This window comes from Moorena sp. SIO2C4 (assembly GCF_010672485.1).
Lineage (GTDB): Bacteria > Cyanobacteriota > Cyanobacteriia > Cyanobacteriales > Coleofasciculaceae > Moorena > Moorena producens.
The window spans coordinates 1-15,643 of record NZ_JAAHGN010000054.1; the positions used below are offsets into that span (position 1 = coordinate 1).

Genomic DNA, 15,643 nt, shown 5'->3' on the forward strand with positions numbered 1-15,643 from the left:
CGAACCCATGCCGATCGTGGCCGACAGTCCAGTTCCGGTCAGGTCGTCGCCGACCTCGAGTGCCGCCTCTGCCTCCGCGAACCGACCGCGGATGCTGGAGATGCCGAGGTGGCGACCGAGAACTGGACCACGCTGTGGACCGGGTCCATCGTCCAGGTTCCTGACGAGAGGGGAAGGGATAGGAACCTGGCAAGGCATTTATATTTGGGAGCATCGGCGACAGGCTCACTACCGGGAGTTGGTGGTGCATATCGCAGGGATTTAATATCAACCAATATCTATTCTAACTATTACCTAAATTCATTACCTATAAGAATAAATGCTGACCAGTACTAAGGGTGACTGTATTCAGGAGTCAATAGCCACGAGAGTTGTGCTTGCTGTAGGGCTTGAGTATTAGTGATGTTTTCTTTTGGAAGGGTTTTGTAAAAAGCATCCGTCAGCACCTCGGTGCCTTGGGCATCAAGCAACCACACTGATATCAGATTTGGGTTGATCGCTATTGACTTATCTGCCAACAGGTCTGCTAACCTATGTCTTTAAAGCAGATTAGGATTTTTTACCATTGTGAGTGCAAAGGGTCTGCCTCAAACCACTGCCTACGTCAGAATTACGCGGCACTGCTGGCAACAGGGCAAGATTGAAGGGGAAGTTCAAGCCGCAGACTATGAATGGCAGTTTCAGTGGCATTTTCGGGTAAGTCAGCTGTTAGTCACCCCCTCTCTCGGACGTGCCTTGATTCAGGAACCCCTGGGGCGATTTTTAGAACAGTGCGATTACCAGCTCGAACCAGGGGGAAACTATGCTTTTACGATTCGAGCCGAACTATAGCATTTATCAATTCCGTGAGGTACAAAGTTCATGGTTTTAGGGAGTAGGGAGTAGTGAATCGGGAATCGGGAGTAGGGAATCGGGAGTAGGGAACTTATGTACCTCATAACTATGATAAACGCTATATTCTCAGAAGGGATAAGAGAGGGAAGTCAGGAAAGTCAGGAAAGTCAGGGATGTGGGTAAGTTGATCACAGGCTTGAGCATCCTGTCAATAGCTCATGCCCAAGGGAAGACGACGATATCCCTTCTAGCTTTTGCCTTTGATTATATAGCGCTCGATTAACAAAATTGCCACAATATCATCAATGGGTCGAGGAGGTTGGCGCATTCCTTGGGGAATGAGCCGTTGGAACCCTCTGGGAGGATACATTTGCCAGTAGCGTGGGCGAGCTTCTAAACTACTGTAGCGCTCATCTACCAGGACAATAGGTACTGATGCTGGTAATTCCTCCTTGATTTTCCGTTTCCATCTCTTGGCAGTAGTTTGGTCTCCCATGACAATAGTTTCAATGGGGAATTGTTGACACAGTTGCTGGAGTTTTGCGATCGCATTTCCTGAAGCGACTACCTCATGGGTTAGCAGCTGACCCTCTTTTTCCATCACTGCTACACCACATTTATCTCGTCCTGGATCGAAGCCTAAAATCATCTCAAGTCACGGGTTATCTAAATATTTGTCAAAATTGCTAATCTGGCAACACAACTAGTACCCTACTCTACAAGAAGAGTGATTGCCTAAATCCTGATTGGTATTAATCATGGGCGAAAGGAACCTTGAGACAACACCATTACACCAGATGAACCCAGAGAGTCGATTTTCTGAGTTGGTGGCAGATTATGCCAAATACCGACCCAGTTACCCAGCTGCAGCTATCGACAAGATTCTGGAAGGACTTGAGCACACAGAGCAACTGGTAGCTGCGGATATTGGTGCAGGAACAGGAATTTCCTCTCGGCTACTAGCGATGGCGGGGAGTGCAAGTGATTGCCATCGAACCCAATACTCAGATGAGACAAGCTGCTACCACCCATCCATTGGTTGAATTCCGGGATGGAACTGCTCAACAGACCAACTTACCAGGGTAAGCGCAAGAAAAACGAACTCATAATATGCTCAGGGTAAACGTAGATAAAAAAATAGCCAAAAATACAGACATATAAAAATAAGTATGTATTTAAACCGAGAAGGCTAAAAGAATATTGCTGAGGAGCAGGTCAAATTCGTAGAACAAATGTACTAAAATAAGTCATGACTGCTACTGAAGCCCCGAAAACACTGTAGTTCAAGGGTCTGCATAAGTGACATGCTCCCTGAGTTTTTCGTGAGATATGAGTTTTTCTATGAGTTTTTCTATGAGTTTTATGAGTTTTTCTATGAGTTTTGGGAGTATGTCAAATTTGTAGAACAAATGTACTAAAATAACTCATGACTGCTACTGAAGCCCCGAAAACACTGTAGTTCAAGGGTTTGTAGTTCAAGTGTTCTTACAAAATTGACCTGCTCCCCAAATATTCGGGTATTGTGACATGCTCCCCCTATTACCGATTCCCCATTCCCCATTCCCCAGATAATGTACTAATGTTGCTGGATAAGTGACATGCTCCCTGAGTTTTTCGTGAGATATGAGTTTTTCTATGAGTTTTTCTATGAGTTTTTCTATGAGTTTTATGAGGTTCAGAGATATAAAACAGGGCTAATATTATTTTGTTCTCACAAATTGATGGGGAGCAAGTCTATGTTCCAGAACAAATGAACTATGTACCATAGGAGCTTGGCTTTTACCCATGAGGGGGCTATAGCTTTAGTACAAATGTTCTACATAAGTGACATGCTCCCTATTGCTGTACTGCCCATGAAGTTGTGGAACAGACAAAAAGTTCTCAACACTCTTTGTGTAAACTCAACCCAAGACAGCCTAAAACAGCGTTGCTGAATCCAAAAATGGTTTACTAAAAATAAAACCATGGAATGCTCTAAATGTCATAGTCATAAAACTCATAAATATGGTCATCAAAGAGGAAAACAAAGATATAAATGCAACGAATGTGGACGGCAATTTATAGAGGTTAAAACTGAGCGTGGTTACGATGAAAAAACTAAATTTCTCTGCATAAAAGCGATGCAGCGCGGTCTTGGGGGTTCCCCCCATGAGCGACTGTATCAAGACAATGTATCTAAATGGCATGGATTAAGGTATGGCCGTTCAACTTAACGGTCTGCGACGGCAGGTTGAACGCGCACGCGTGACCAAAGGTCAATCCTCATTGGCAAAGGGGTATCAGCTACCTGAAAATCGGTCTGCGCTGGCTAATGGGAGTTCTCCACAAAGGTCGTCCACTTTTAACACCTATCCCCTTGCGATCCCATTGACCCGCAACCGTGCTAAGCGCCGCTCTTAAAGCCCGTGAGGATTTTTATGTTCGCGTAGCGTGACTGCATGTCAATCGCATCTGGTTCTCACGGATTCAGTCGTTACAGTGTCGAGCCTGATACGCATCGGTTTCACGCAGATGTGTCAGGCAGTCAGGATAGGTTCTATAGCAATCCTAAATCATTTGTAAAATATGCAAAATCGTAAATCCTTACTGGGCAAGGGTTATAGCGATAGCTTCGCCGAATATATTTCACGAATCATAAAGGATTGCTATAGACAATTTTCTATGGGTTTACTGTGGTATATTCCTTTCTATCGCTCGGTTTATTGACCCCTCAGGGTAAACGCATCTTGTCAATAAAGTGGGGGTATTTCTCAATAAACCAGGTTTTATTGTGCTTATTGACAATTGGTTGGTTTTCCACATATAGTGCTTAATTTTATAAACACTATATATAGGATTTAAAAAATTAGATGCGTTTACCCTGATTGACCCCTACCTACTCACTACATGTTATACGGTCAAACATTGACCGGGAGTAATTATGGAACAAAAACTTCTTTTCTGGGGAATTTTAGTATTTTTGTTTGCCACCCTGGGAATTGGAATGTGGGCAGCAAAACAAGTAAAAGGAGATAGTGAAAACTATTTGGTTGCTGGAAGAGGGCTAGTCTTACCCCTAGCGGCAGCAACTTTGATGGCGCAGTCGGTAGACTCTAACGCCACTTTGGGCAATACAGATTTGGTGGGGAAATTTGGTTTCTGGGCTGGTGCATCTTTACCCATTGGGTTAGCACTGTGTTTATTTTTAACCGCACTATTTTTTGCCAAACCAATGAACCGCATGGGTTTAATTACCCTGCCAGATTTCTATCGAGTTAAATATAACCGCCAAACTGAAGTAGTAGCATCATTCCTGATGGTGTTGAGTTTTTCCTTTTTGCTAGCTGGTAACTTGGTAGCAGGAGGATATATGTTTGAAGCCTTTTTAGGCACCAGTTATACGGCTGGGATAATGCTGCTAGCGATTGTCGTCTTTATCTATACTGCTAGCGGTGGGTTGTTTGCCGTTGCCTATACCGATGCCATTCAAGTAGGAATTGCTTTTGTCGGTTCTTTAGGTTTACTTTTGTTCATTGCTGGCAACTTTGGCTTAAATATTGCTGCTGATACTGGTCCTTTGGCTTTGGCACAACTAAGCGATCCTGCTGCTGGCGCGGCAGTTAATTGGGCGACTCTGTTAGCGTTGGGATTTGGGGATATTGTGGCGATCGATTTTATGGCAAGAATCTTTGCCGCTGACAGTCCCGAAACTGCCCAAAGGGCTTGTCTAATAGGCTGTGTGGGAACTTTAATTATCGGCATTCCGTTTTCGTTGATTGCTCTGTCTGCACCTCAAATTCTCGCTTCGGCCGGGATTACCCCCGATGGACCGCTCCTTTATGCTCTCCTCGATGGTATAGTACCTCCCCTGCTGGGATTATTAGTCATCGTCGCCATTCTTTCCGCGTCTCTTTCTACCGCTGATGGTGCAATTTTGGGTACTTCTTCCGTAATTGCTCATAATATTATTGGTATCCGCCATGACGACCACAACGCAGCAGGAGACAGGCTGTTAATGATTACCCTCGTCATGGCTTTTGTAATTACCACTTTAGGAGTGATTTTTGCTTTAAAAGTTCCTCAAACTGGAGTTCTACTACTGCTAGCTTTCGATCTGGGATTTGCAGGGTTGGTAGTACCCCTAGCAGGTGGAATTTACTGGTCTAAAGCAACTTGGCAGGGTGCCCTATCCTGTATTATTCTGGGTTCGCTGACGCGGCTGATACTATTTGTATTGATGCCTACTACTTTCGGGATCGATAATACACTGTTATATATTCCTAACAGTATTTTTACTGCTGATTTCGATGGTTTCCCCACTATGATTAGTCCTTTGGTGGGATTGGTCGCATTTATTCTCGTCTCCAATATAACTGGAGGAAGTAAAATTACTAGACAGAGCGTGCGGTCTGAAGAAAGAGAAGCTCAATTGTATCGCAGTTAAAATTATGGCGATCACTTCTAGTAATTCTATCCCAAAATATCGGTCAAGAGCACCGATTAAGTAACTTCTGGGCTGAAATTATTACCCAGTAATGATTTCAGCTTGCATTTCACCCCCCCAGGGTTTTACCAAAATAACCAGGTGCACAAAATTAATTACACATTGTTAAAAACTCAAAACCTTACACTGTAAGGGTTACAGAGATTGGGAATAGGTAATTAATTTTGTTTAGGTGCTTAAAATGATCTAAATTCATACTTCAATATCTTGATTAAGCACCTAAACAAAATACTTTATTATCTACCCATAATAAAAGTCATGTACCTCAAATTATGGTTTTTTTATACTTTTTCAAAAGTTAGTAATAAATACCAAAAAGCGATCGCTTACAGCTCCTAGCGATCGCTTTTTGATTACCCTTCTAATCATTATTGGGGTAATTCATAAATCAATCTAATCGAGCAGGTTAATTTCCAGAGCTGCATCAAAGCTGTGGTATATCGGCTTCAACAGCAGAGCCACAGTATTCAAGTCGGTCAATCTTTAATTCTCGCCCAGAGCGGATGTCTTCCATCGGTGATTTACATTCAGGGCAAGCATATTGACTATCAATCTCAGGCCGATAGTCTTGTTGACACTGATGGCAAAAGGCAATTAAGGGGGTTTCCTGAATCACCAGTTTTGCACCAGACAAAAAGGTGTTGGAAATTTGAGCTTTAAAGGCGAATTCCAAACTCACAGGTTCGACACCAGTGAACTGGCCTACTGTCAGATGGACGCAGGAAATTTTGGGTCGCTCTGGCTGTGCTTGCCACCAATTGCGCAAGGTCACAATTAGTGCCTTGGTCATGTCAGTTTCATGCATTGTTAAAATCCACCTTCAAGTCCACTCTACTAATTCCGGCTGCGCTTCTGGATGAATGTAGGAGGGTTTTTCCTGGCGCGGCAGTTGACCGGATAGCACTAGGTGCCCCATTGTGTCACAGATGACGCGAGTTGCCATCAGGGCAGTGATGTCGCTGATGTCATAGGGCGGTGAGACTTCCACTACTTCCAAACCGCAAACAGGAGCCTGCTGAACTATCTTGCCCAGTAGATACAGAGCTTCCCGGGGGAGCAGTCCGCCCGGTTCGGGCCAGCCTGTACCAGGAACAAAACCAGCATCGATACAGTCAATATCGAAGCTGATATAAATGCAGTCGGTACCGTCTAGTGCCCGTTCGAGGGCAAACTCTACCGCTGCATCCAATCCCATTTCAGTGATATCGGTTACTGTCAGGATATTACTTGCCCGCTCCCGACAAACTTTGACTCCCTGGCGAGGTACTTGCCAACCGCCAATGCCCAATTGCACTAAGTTCTTGGCTGGAGCATTCCTCATGTTAGTTGCATGAAACCAAGGGCAGGTGTGCATCCGCTCATCCAGGTCAGTTTCCTGGGTATCTACATGGCGATCAAAGTGGATAATCCCAACTTTCTTGTCCCCTAAGTGCCGACAAATACCCCGAACGGTAGGAAATCCGATGGAATGATCCCCTCCCAAAATGATGGGAAACGCTCCAGAGCTGAAGATGTGAGCAATGCCCTTAGAAATTTGGTCAAATGACTTTTCGTTGTTGGCTGGAATTGTAAAAATATCTCCCACGTCACAGAGAGTAATTTGCTCTCGTAGGTCAATCCCCAACTCAAAGTTGTAAGGGGTGTACAAAGCAGAAATGCGGCGAATGCCTTGGGGACCAAAGCGGGTTCCAGGGCGATAGGTGGTTCCCGAGTCGTGGGGAACCCCAACAATGGCCACATCGTATGCCTCAACCTGGCGAACATCTTCGAGATAGGGCGCTTTGAGGAAGGTATTGATCCCAGCGTAGTGAGGTAGTTCACCCCGCGAAAAGGTGGGAATGGTGCGATCGCTAATACTCTCTGCCGCTTCCAGCCCGTATTCGAGCCCCTTTGACACCTCCTGCTGCCATCCCGTCAATGGTAGTTGAGCTTCACGCTCCAGGGCACGTTCCGCCTCAGAAGAATTTGAACTGTTACTGCCTGGGCTTTCAAACAAGGGGTTTTCAGAAGAATTTTCAGTCATTTGCACTCCCGAGAAGTTTTCAAAACATCTTAATCAGCGATTTATAGCGTACATTCCGCAGGTTGGAGATGAAAGCTATGGTATTTTTTAACAAAACTTGCTATCCGGGATGGATAGCGAGACGATAACCTACGACGATTCGTGATATAATAAAGTTGGTCGATGACCCGCCTGACTGACTAAAAGGCTACCTTAAAGGTGTAAAAGTACTAGCAGAGCTCAGGGAAGAGACTTGCCCCGGCTGGTTAGCCATAGATGCTGTAATTCCAAGGTGAGTCTGTCGTAACACTATACATCTGCGGAAGGCGGATGTCTGCCTGTGGACGCTGAGTAAGACCAATTCTAGCGCGGCTTTTTGAGGCGTCGGCGGATGAAGCGGGAAACCCTTTTGACGAATAAGACCGTCCCTGATTTGAGTTGAGAATTGGAAGCCCCAACCGAGAGCGTTGCAGGTTGGGGTACTTCACACTTCTCACCGATAGGTTCTGAAATGATAAACCTACAGATTTCTTGGGAGCATCCCAATTTGGCAAATCCATGGCTCAAACTAACGAGAGTACTAGGGTTTAAAAACATAATTGAAAGTGTTATGGGCAAAAATGGGATGCTCCCGATTTCTTTTACTTGAGTTCGATCTCAGGGAGTTGGCTAAAAGCTAGGGCATGTCTGCTTGGGTCTAAAAACCCTTGGTGTAGCGATGCAGGGGAGCCAAGGGAGGCAGGGGAAGTAGGGGAAGCAATGATAAATTACCACTGTCTTACACCCTACTTTTCTTGATCGAGTAGTTTGCAGACAAATCCTAGAACTGAAGGAAACTGATTTAATCTAATAAACTTGTGGATTCACACAATAGGGTAATCGTTTACCCAAAAGTCCAGCAATAAGATTATTCACCGCCATCGTAGCCATTTGCGATCGCGTTTGGTACGTTGCACTACCAATGTGAGGAGTAATGATCAGATTATCCAAGGTCAACAAAGGACTATCCATAGGAATAGGTTCTGGTTTAGTTACGTCCAGAGCAGCCCCAGCGATTTGACCATTCCTCAGAGCTTGGTACAATGCTTCTGGATCTACGATTGCTCCTCGTGCGGTGTTGATCAAGATCCCTGAGGATTTCATCAGCTCAAACTGGGGAGTACTAAATAGATGGTAGGTTTCTTCAGACAGAGCAGTGTGAATGGTAATAAAGTCTGATTGCCTTAGCAACACGTCGAATTCAGCATACTTTACACCAAGGGATTGTTCTAATTCTGAGTCCCGTCGATGCCGACTGTAATAAAGAATTTCCATATCAAACCCTCGCCCACGACGAGCAACAGCTTGACCAATGCGTCCAAACCCAACAATTCCTAAAGTAGCACCGGTGATGTTTGGTCCTAACAATAAAGTAGGTTCCCAAGTCTGCCAATCACCAGCACGTACAAATTTATCTGCTTCAATCACTCGCCGTGCTGTTGCCATTAGTAACATCCAGGCTAAGTCAGCTGTAGCCTCAGTCAGCACACCAGGAGTATGACCAATGGGGATACCCCGGATGGTGGCAGCAGAGATATCAATGTTGTCGTAACCTACTGCTAATTGGCTGATTACCTTGAGGGATGGTGCAGCTTCGATGATTTGCTTGTCAATGGAATCTGTGAGTAGGCACAGTAAGCCATCGATTTCTTTGACTTTGTTGAGCAATACGTCGTAGGGAGGCGGTTGACGCTCTGGCCAGATTTCGACATTGGCGATTTGGTGGAGTTGTTCGAGTCTGGTATCAGGAAGGCGGCGAGTTATCAAGACTTTGGGTTGAGACATGGGGTGGGTCAGTGCTGAGTAGTTTAGTACTTAGTATTGAGTAGTTTAGTGTAGAAAGGCAAATAGAAAGGTATTGTAATGGGTGATACTCTAGCATAGTGATTCCCCTTAGTTAGACCTGGCTGATTGCATTTTCGCCGAGAACAGGCTGCTTATTATTTAGATTTGGTTGGGCTGTCTGGATTTGCTACGTTCTATCCGAAAGAATTATCTGGGGGCATGAAACAACGGGTTGCGATCGCAAGATCTCTAGCTTGTCATCCTAAGATCCTGCTGATGGATGAACCCTTTGGCGCACTGGATATACAAAATAAGGAAACCATGCAACAGTTTCTACTCCAGATTTGGCAGCGAACGGGTTGCACTATATTAATGATTACCCATGATGTAGAAGAGGCTAATTATCCTGACATGATATTAACGGTTGACAGCGAGGCAGCGCGGTCTTGGGGAGGCAGCGCGGTCTTGGGGAGGCAGCGCCGCCAAAGGGGGTTCCCCCCACTCGCTATTGCCGTGGTCTCCCCCACTCGCTATTGCCGTGGTTTCCCCCACTCGCTATTGCATCAAGACAGTGAACTATCAACCGTTAAGGGTCAATCGGTCAATCGTCAACGAAAAAAGACATCAACTAATACAAAACAAACCTAACTGCAAATGCGATCGCAAACACTAACCCCTCATTATTGAAAGTATGAAATGTGTGTGAATCGTAGGCCATGACTATCTAATGGGGTGCATCTTTCCTTAAACTTTGACTTAAGCTTTGACTTAAGCTTTTCTGATTAATTATCAGAACTAAACCCATCAATGGCCTCAATCAACCTATCAATTTCATCCGGCTGGGTGAAGTAGTGAACACAGGCACGGACACAGTCTGGGTCTCGGAGAGTTCGTAGCAAAAAGCCTTGCTGCTCCAGAAACTCTACTAAGGTGTTATGGCGCTTGCCATTAGTCAACACAAAGGACACCAGACCAGCTTTGGGTGGTGAAGTAGCCAAACAGCTGACTGCTTCTAACTTGGATAAGCCTTGCCATAGGTATTCACTCAATTGACAAATTTGGTGATAACGTTCCTCAGCAGTTCCCCATTGCTGATGAATTGCGATCGCACTACGTAATCCTCCATACAGGGGATAAGCCGAGGTAGCCACTTCAAATCTCTGTCCATCTGGTTGCCAATCCACAGGTTTCCCAGCTTTATCCAGAATAATCCCCCGCCAACCAATAAATGTAGGATTGAGGCGGCTTTTGGCATCTGGACTTACATAGAGACCTCCAACTCCTGCTGGGCCACACCACCACTTGTGACCGGTAAAGGCATAGAAATCTACCCCCACTTCGGTTAAATTTAAGGGCAAAGAACCTACTGACTGAGCTGCATCCACGAGAACCCTAACCAATTGGCTACTCTGATCGTAGTTGTGACACACTTGAGTAATATCCTTGAGTGGCAATACTTGACCGGTATTCCACAGTAGATGACTCAATACCACCAATCGCGTCTGAGGTCGTAAGTATTGCTCAATAGTTTTAGTGGGGTCTCCCTGATTTAGAGTTGCCATAATTGGACAAGTAGATACCTCTACCTGATACCGACGGGAAATTTCCTGGGCAGTAGCGATAATGCCTTGGTGTTCACAATCACTCATCAGGATATGATCACCCGGTTGCCAATCAATCCCCCACATCGCAATATTGCAGCCAACGGTCACATTTTCTGTGAGGGTGATCGTTTCTGCTGATGTCCCCAACTCTGATGCGATCGCACTTCTAGTTTTGTGGGATTCCTCGGTAACCCAGTCATTGACTTTACCAGAGAATGGGCCATAGCGCTGCAGATACTCATAGGCTTGTTGGATAGCATTTAGAGATGCCAGAGGCAGAGTCCCTTGGCCCCCAAAATTGAAATAGGCTTTGTGGGCTAATGCCGGAAATTGCTGTCGGTGGATTTCCCGTGGAGTTGCTGTAGGAGATATACCAGTCATGAGCATTTTAGTCATTCCCGTGGTATTTTATCTTATTAGCCCCGTGGACAAGCTAAAATTTTTTGGATATATTGAACTAAGACATATGTCTTAATTTAAACAGCGCAAATTTAGTGCATTTCTACAGCTCTGCTTGAGCTTGTCAAGTGCATATGTATAAAATTTAAGCAATTCCTCAGTTGACGGTAGCTAACACTAATCCGTTGGTCTTGGGGTTATTTTATTATGTATGCTCCAGTCAACTGACTCTACTACTGTCTTTGGATTAAGTCCATAGCAGTAAGCTAGAACCGGTCTAATTAGCCGTATTAATTATAAAAGTTTTATAAAAGTTTTATAAAACTTTTATAAAACTTTTATTTTTTACTAGGTCAATGAAAATCAAACTTGACTAAACTTGAAAAGTTTATTGAATTGAACGTTTTTTGTTGAGTTGACCCTATTGGACAGTCAACAGTCAATAGTAAACCAATAGTCAACAGTCAACAAGTTCATGATTAGATTATAGTGTTAAACACCAATTAATTGAACTATGAGTAAAGTTTTGATTGTTGAAGATAACCTGGCTCAGTTAGAGTTAATGGCTAGATACCTACGGGAAAGTGGTAACACAGTTATTTGTATTGCCGATGCTAAAGATGCTTTGGATAAGGCAGTAACGGAAAAACCTGATGTTATAGTTCTAGATATAGTTATGCCAGGAATGAGTGGCTTTGAGTTGTGCCGCAGCCTGAAGAACCATCGGGATACCACTAGCATTCCCATTGTTATTTGTTCTTCTAAAAATCAGGACATCGACCGTCTATGGGGTATGAAACAAGGGGCTGATGCCTATCTCACCAAACCTTTTTCTAAACAGCAGCTAGTGGACATTGTTAAGTTGGCTGTGGTTTGAGTCATCAGTTGATTCACATCATTTGATTCATAGGAGTCATAACACTAATTAGCCCCTAATAATTTATCTCTTAAAAGAGATAAAAGTAATAGATAAAAATCGATTTAATTTAAATTAATTTATTTCTGTTATTATTATTGCGATTATTTTTTTTTTGTGGCTAGCGATATTACAGGCAACACAGTACTGTCATAAAAATTATAGCATTTATCATCAAATAGGTGAAGTCCACAAGTTTTGGATTTTAGGGAACAGGGAACTTCGGATCAGGGCACAGGGTAAAAATAGGTGTCTGTACCTCATTAATATGAGCTCCGCTATAAAAAAAATAAAATTTATTCTATTTTATTGAAATCACAAAAAATTCAAATAAAAAAAATAATAAGATACTTATAATTTTTTTTATTTTTTTTTAATTAAACTAGTTGGATAGTTACTTAATAATGACAGGTAGACAATTGCGCCCCGTAATCAAGCCAACGACTACCCTCAGAATTTCTTATTCTCAACAAAGCAAAAAATCACGCCTACAATGGTTTTATAACTTACCAGTTAGGAGTAAGCAAATTGTTAGTTTGTTTTCCTCCGAAGTAATCTCTGTGGCTGCACTAATGGGTGTAGGAGCAATATTAATTATATTCGGAGGAAGAGCACAATTACGTGGACAAGCTCAGTCAGAATTGGCTGTCACAGAAATCAACTACAACATTAAAATCAACCAAATGGGGTTTGGTTTCCGTGGTCAATCGGAAAATACTGCTATTATTGAAGCTGCTCTTGCCCATAGTAGAAATCAGTTATTGTCCAAGTCATTAAAGGGACAAGTTAAGCAGATTCTCCAGAATGAAGTTAAGGCTCGCCAGATTGAATATGCCACTCTGGTGGACAAAGATTTACGAATTATTGTTAATGCTAATGCTGACCGGAAAGAAGAAAGGTTTGATCCCAATAACCTGGTTAGTCAAGTCCTCAAGCAGTCTCAGCAAATTACAGCCAATCAAATTGTAAGCTGGGAAGAATTAAAAAAAGAATCACCCCCTTTGCCTGAGGGGTTGATCAAGCAAGATGCCCTAAAGCAAGGTGCCCTAATTCGTTACACGGTCACACCAGTAAAAGACCGAAAAACTGACGAGGTGATTGGTGCTTTGGTTTCTGGGGATATTGTTAATGGCAAGGAACCGATTGTCAAGGAAACCCTGAAAACCTTTAACGGAGGCTACAGTGCTGTTTATTTGCGTCAGCCTTCGGGAGAATTTGCTTTAGTAACAGCCTTAGACCAAGGTAAAGCTGCCAATTTGGAGCAAGCCCAATCTGATCTTCCCTTACCTAACCAATCCCTACTTGAGAAAGCTGTTAATGTTGGTAAAGTGGGCGAGTTAGTTACCGACCGTCAGAAGGTAGGAGAGCAAACCTACACCATGGCAGCAAAAGCTCTAATGGATTCTCAGGGAGAACCGGTGGCAGTATTAGTCCGGGGGACTAGCGAATCTGACCTGAATGATTTTCTTACAGGTAGCCTACTGGTACAAGGGTCGATTGGGTTCTTGGCATTAGCAATAGATGTATTTTTGGCAATTCTGCTGGGGCGGTCTATTGCTGAACCGATTAAAAGGCTACACCAGACTACCCATAAATTTGCAGCAGGCGATCGCCAAACCCGTGCTGAGGTAATAGCTACTGATGAACTTGGTCAACTGGCAGATACCTTCAATAAACTTGCTGACAACATCGTATCTAAGGAAGAAGCTCTCGCTCAACAGGCTTTTCTGCAGCAAGCCATAGCGGAGCGCTCCCAGTTATTGGCTGAGTTTACCAGCCTTATTTATAAATCTGTGACATCAGAAAATATCCTCAGTACCTCAGTAGATGGAGTTCGCAGCATCTTGCAAACCGACCGGGTGGTGATCTATAGATTCAATGAAGGGTGGGATAGTGGAACAATCATGGCGGAATCCGTAGCACCTGGTTGGATTCAAGCCATGGGGAAATTTATCAATGACCCATTGCGGCCAGGGTCTGTGGATCGGTTCAGAAGCGGGCGAGTTTGGGTTTGCCATAACGTTTATGAAGCTAGCTTAACGGGCTGCCACTGTGAGATTCTCGAACGGCTACAGGTCAAAGCCAACATAGTTGCGCCCATTTTGCATGAGGAGGAACTGGTAGGTTTATTATGTGCTCACCAGTGTTCTGAGCCACGGGACTGGCAGCCAGAAGAGGCGGATTTATTAAAGCAATTGGCGATTCAGATTGGCTTTGCCCTCAACCAAGCTGATCTGTTTGAACAGTTACAACAAGCACGAGTAGACGCGGACTTAGCGCTAAAGAAAGCAGCATCAACCTCTGACCAAATCGAACAAGCACGCCGGGCGGCGGAGTTAAATGCTATTGAACAACGTCAGCAAAAAGAAGCACTCCAGCACCAAGTACTGGAACTTTTGTATAATGTGGAAAATGCTGCCAAGGGAGACCTCACAGTCCGGGCGGAAGTGGGTGAGGGGGAAATTGGTACAGTGGCGGACTTCTTCAATGCCCTGATTGAAAGTTTGCGGCAAATTGTGATCCAGGTCAAACTTGCCTCGACCCAAGTTAATACTGCTGTTGCTGCTGATGAACAGGCAGTGGGTGAATTAGCCCAGCAAGCCATCGAGCAGTCAGATAAGGTTACCAACACTCTAAGCTCTATTGAGCAGATGATGTACTCGATTGAAGCCGTCTCAAAAAATGCCCGCCAAGCAGCAGACGTTTCTCACATCGCCTCAAACGCTGCCCTTACTAGTGGGCAAGCCATGGATAGCACAGTTAAGACTATTGTAAATTTGCGAGAGACTGTAGTCAACACAGCAAAAAAAGTAAAGCTGCTAGGGGAATCTTCTCAGGAGATTGCTAAAGTAGTGGGGTTGGTACAGGAAATAGCCGTACAGACTAATTTACTGTCAGTCAATGCTGGGATTGAAGCGAGCCGTGCGGGAGAAGAGGGAGAAGGGTTTCGAGTGATTGCGGAACAAGTGGGTAGACTAGCAACCCAGTCAGCCAATGCCATCAAAGACATTGAACAGGTGATTGACACCATTCAGCAGGAAACCCAAGAGGTGGTCAAAGCCATGGAAGACGGAAAAAAACAAGTGGTTGATGGAACCCAAATGGTTTTCAAGGCTAAACAGAGCCTAGAAGAAATTGTTGCCGTCTCCCATGAGATTGACCAGTTAGTCCAATCTATTTCTAACGCCACAGTTTCCCAAGCCAAAACATCTCGGGACGTTACTGACTTAATACAGGAAATTGCTGCCACCTCCCGACAAACCTCTCATTCTTCTGGGGAAGTCTCTCAATCCCTACGAACAACTGTAGAGGTTGCCCAGAAGTTGCAGATGTCCGTTGGTCAATTTAAGATTGGTGACGAATAGCTGAGGAGCTGAGGAGGTGGGAAGCAATCTTTTACATTTCCCCTTTTGCCTACAAGCCTTTTGCCATTAGAGGTGCTTTTCGAGAGTATTCCCCAAGGTAGTTTTGGGGACTGCACCCACCACCATATCTACTCGTTGACCTCCCTTGAAAATCATCAACGTTGGTATGCTGCGGATACCATAATCACCTGCCACCTTAGGATTTTCGTCGGTGTT

13 protein-coding genes and 3 pseudogenes are annotated in these 15,643 nt (G+C 44.2%); 8 read left to right on the top strand and 8 right to left on the bottom strand.

Annotated features, from left to right (window positions below):
- Window positions 1–178: 178 nt before the first annotated feature.
- Window positions 179–265, top strand: a pseudogene (locus F6K20_RS40495) (secondary thiamine-phosphate synthase enzyme YjbQ); the annotation flags it as partial.
- 67 nt (window positions 266–332) lie between these two features.
- Here F6K20_RS40495 and F6K20_RS05320 read toward each other — a convergent pair.
- Window positions 333–518 (bottom strand): hypothetical protein, encoded by a 186-nt coding sequence (locus tag F6K20_RS05320; protein WP_071102475.1) that lies wholly within the window; start codon window positions 516–518, stop codon window positions 333–335.
- A 49-nt stretch (window positions 519–567) separates the two neighbouring features.
- Here F6K20_RS05320 and F6K20_RS05325 point away from each other — a divergent pair, with 49 nt between their 5' ends.
- The gene (locus F6K20_RS05325; protein WP_008191512.1) at window positions 568–831 is read left to right on the top strand and encodes a DUF3146 family protein; all 264 of its coding nucleotides are present in this window, start codon (window positions 568–570) and stop codon (window positions 829–831) included.
- Here F6K20_RS05325 and F6K20_RS05330 read toward each other — a convergent pair.
- Complete coding sequence (locus F6K20_RS05330; RefSeq protein ID WP_154659990.1) at window positions 801–938, bottom strand: hypothetical protein; 138 nt, start codon at window positions 936–938, stop codon at window positions 801–803. The two genes, F6K20_RS05325 and F6K20_RS05330, sit on opposite strands and share 31 nt — an antisense overlap.
- Window positions 939–1,081: 143 nt before the next feature.
- On the bottom strand, window positions 1,082–1,483 hold the full coding sequence (locus F6K20_RS05335) for a pre-16S rRNA-processing nuclease YqgF (RefSeq protein WP_287253126.1): 402 nt from the start codon (window positions 1,481–1,483) through the stop codon (window positions 1,082–1,084).
- Window positions 1,484–1,592: 109 nt separating this feature from the next.
- On the opposite strand from F6K20_RS05335, the pseudogene F6K20_RS05340 reads away from it, so the two are divergent.
- From F6K20_RS05340 to F6K20_RS05350, 3 genes and pseudogenes are all read left to right on the top strand, one after another.
- Window positions 1,593–1,911, top strand: a pseudogene (locus tag F6K20_RS05340) (class I SAM-dependent methyltransferase); the annotation flags it as partial.
- Between the two features lie 887 nt (window positions 1,912–2,798).
- Window positions 2,799–3,047 (top strand): IS1/IS1595 family N-terminal zinc-binding domain-containing protein, encoded by a 249-nt coding sequence (locus F6K20_RS40500; protein WP_502708811.1) that lies wholly within the window; start codon window positions 2,799–2,801, stop codon window positions 3,045–3,047.
- A gap of 707 nt (window positions 3,048–3,754) precedes the next feature.
- Entirely contained in the window at window positions 3,755–5,257 is a 1,503-nt protein-coding gene (locus F6K20_RS05350; protein ID WP_287293993.1) for a high affinity choline transporter 1, read from the top strand.
- A gap of 484 nt (window positions 5,258–5,741) precedes the next feature.
- Here the strand turns inward: F6K20_RS05350 and hypA are convergent, their stop codons facing one another.
- The 3 genes from hypA to F6K20_RS05365 all read right to left on the bottom strand — a co-directional run bounded on the left by hypA (window position 5,742) and on the right by F6K20_RS05365 (window position 9,143).
- Window positions 5,742–6,122, bottom strand: coding sequence for a hydrogenase maturation nickel metallochaperone HypA (gene hypA, locus F6K20_RS05355; protein WP_287248705.1), 381 nt, complete (start codon window positions 6,120–6,122; stop codon window positions 5,742–5,744).
- Between the two features lie 15 nt (window positions 6,123–6,137).
- Window positions 6,138–7,340 (bottom strand): agmatinase, encoded by a 1,203-nt coding sequence (gene speB, locus F6K20_RS05360; RefSeq protein WP_287248703.1) that lies wholly within the window; start codon window positions 7,338–7,340, stop codon window positions 6,138–6,140.
- A gap of 825 nt (window positions 7,341–8,165) precedes the next feature.
- Window positions 8,166–9,143 (bottom strand): 2-hydroxyacid dehydrogenase, encoded by a 978-nt coding sequence (locus F6K20_RS05365; RefSeq protein WP_287293995.1) that lies wholly within the window; start codon window positions 9,141–9,143, stop codon window positions 8,166–8,168.
- 135 nt (window positions 9,144–9,278) lie between these two features.
- Between F6K20_RS05365 and F6K20_RS05370 the strand changes: the two are divergent.
- A pseudogene (locus F6K20_RS05370) lies at window positions 9,279–9,542 on the top strand (ATP-binding cassette domain-containing protein); the annotation flags it as partial.
- A gap of 383 nt (window positions 9,543–9,925) precedes the next feature.
- On the opposite strand, the gene F6K20_RS05375 reads toward F6K20_RS05370, so the two are convergent.
- Window positions 9,926–11,128, bottom strand: a complete 1,203-nt coding sequence (locus tag F6K20_RS05375; RefSeq protein WP_287293996.1) for an aminotransferase class V-fold PLP-dependent enzyme — start codon at window positions 11,126–11,128, stop codon at window positions 9,926–9,928.
- Window positions 11,129–11,660: 532 nt separating this feature from the next.
- Here F6K20_RS05375 and F6K20_RS05380 point away from each other — a divergent pair.
- Both F6K20_RS05380 and F6K20_RS05385 read left to right on the top strand, forming a co-directional pair.
- The gene (locus tag F6K20_RS05380; RefSeq protein WP_008191493.1) at window positions 11,661–12,023 is read left to right on the top strand and encodes a response regulator transcription factor; all 363 of its coding nucleotides are present in this window, start codon (window positions 11,661–11,663) and stop codon (window positions 12,021–12,023) included.
- A gap of 443 nt (window positions 12,024–12,466) precedes the next feature.
- Entirely contained in the window at window positions 12,467–15,427 is a 2,961-nt protein-coding gene (locus tag F6K20_RS05385) for a methyl-accepting chemotaxis protein (RefSeq protein ID WP_008191491.1), read from the top strand.
- A 66-nt stretch (window positions 15,428–15,493) separates the two neighbouring features.
- Here the strand turns inward: F6K20_RS05385 and F6K20_RS05390 are convergent.
- On the bottom strand, window positions 15,494–15,643 hold a 150-nt coding region (locus F6K20_RS05390; RefSeq protein ID WP_287293998.1), incomplete at its 5' end, for a thioredoxin domain-containing protein.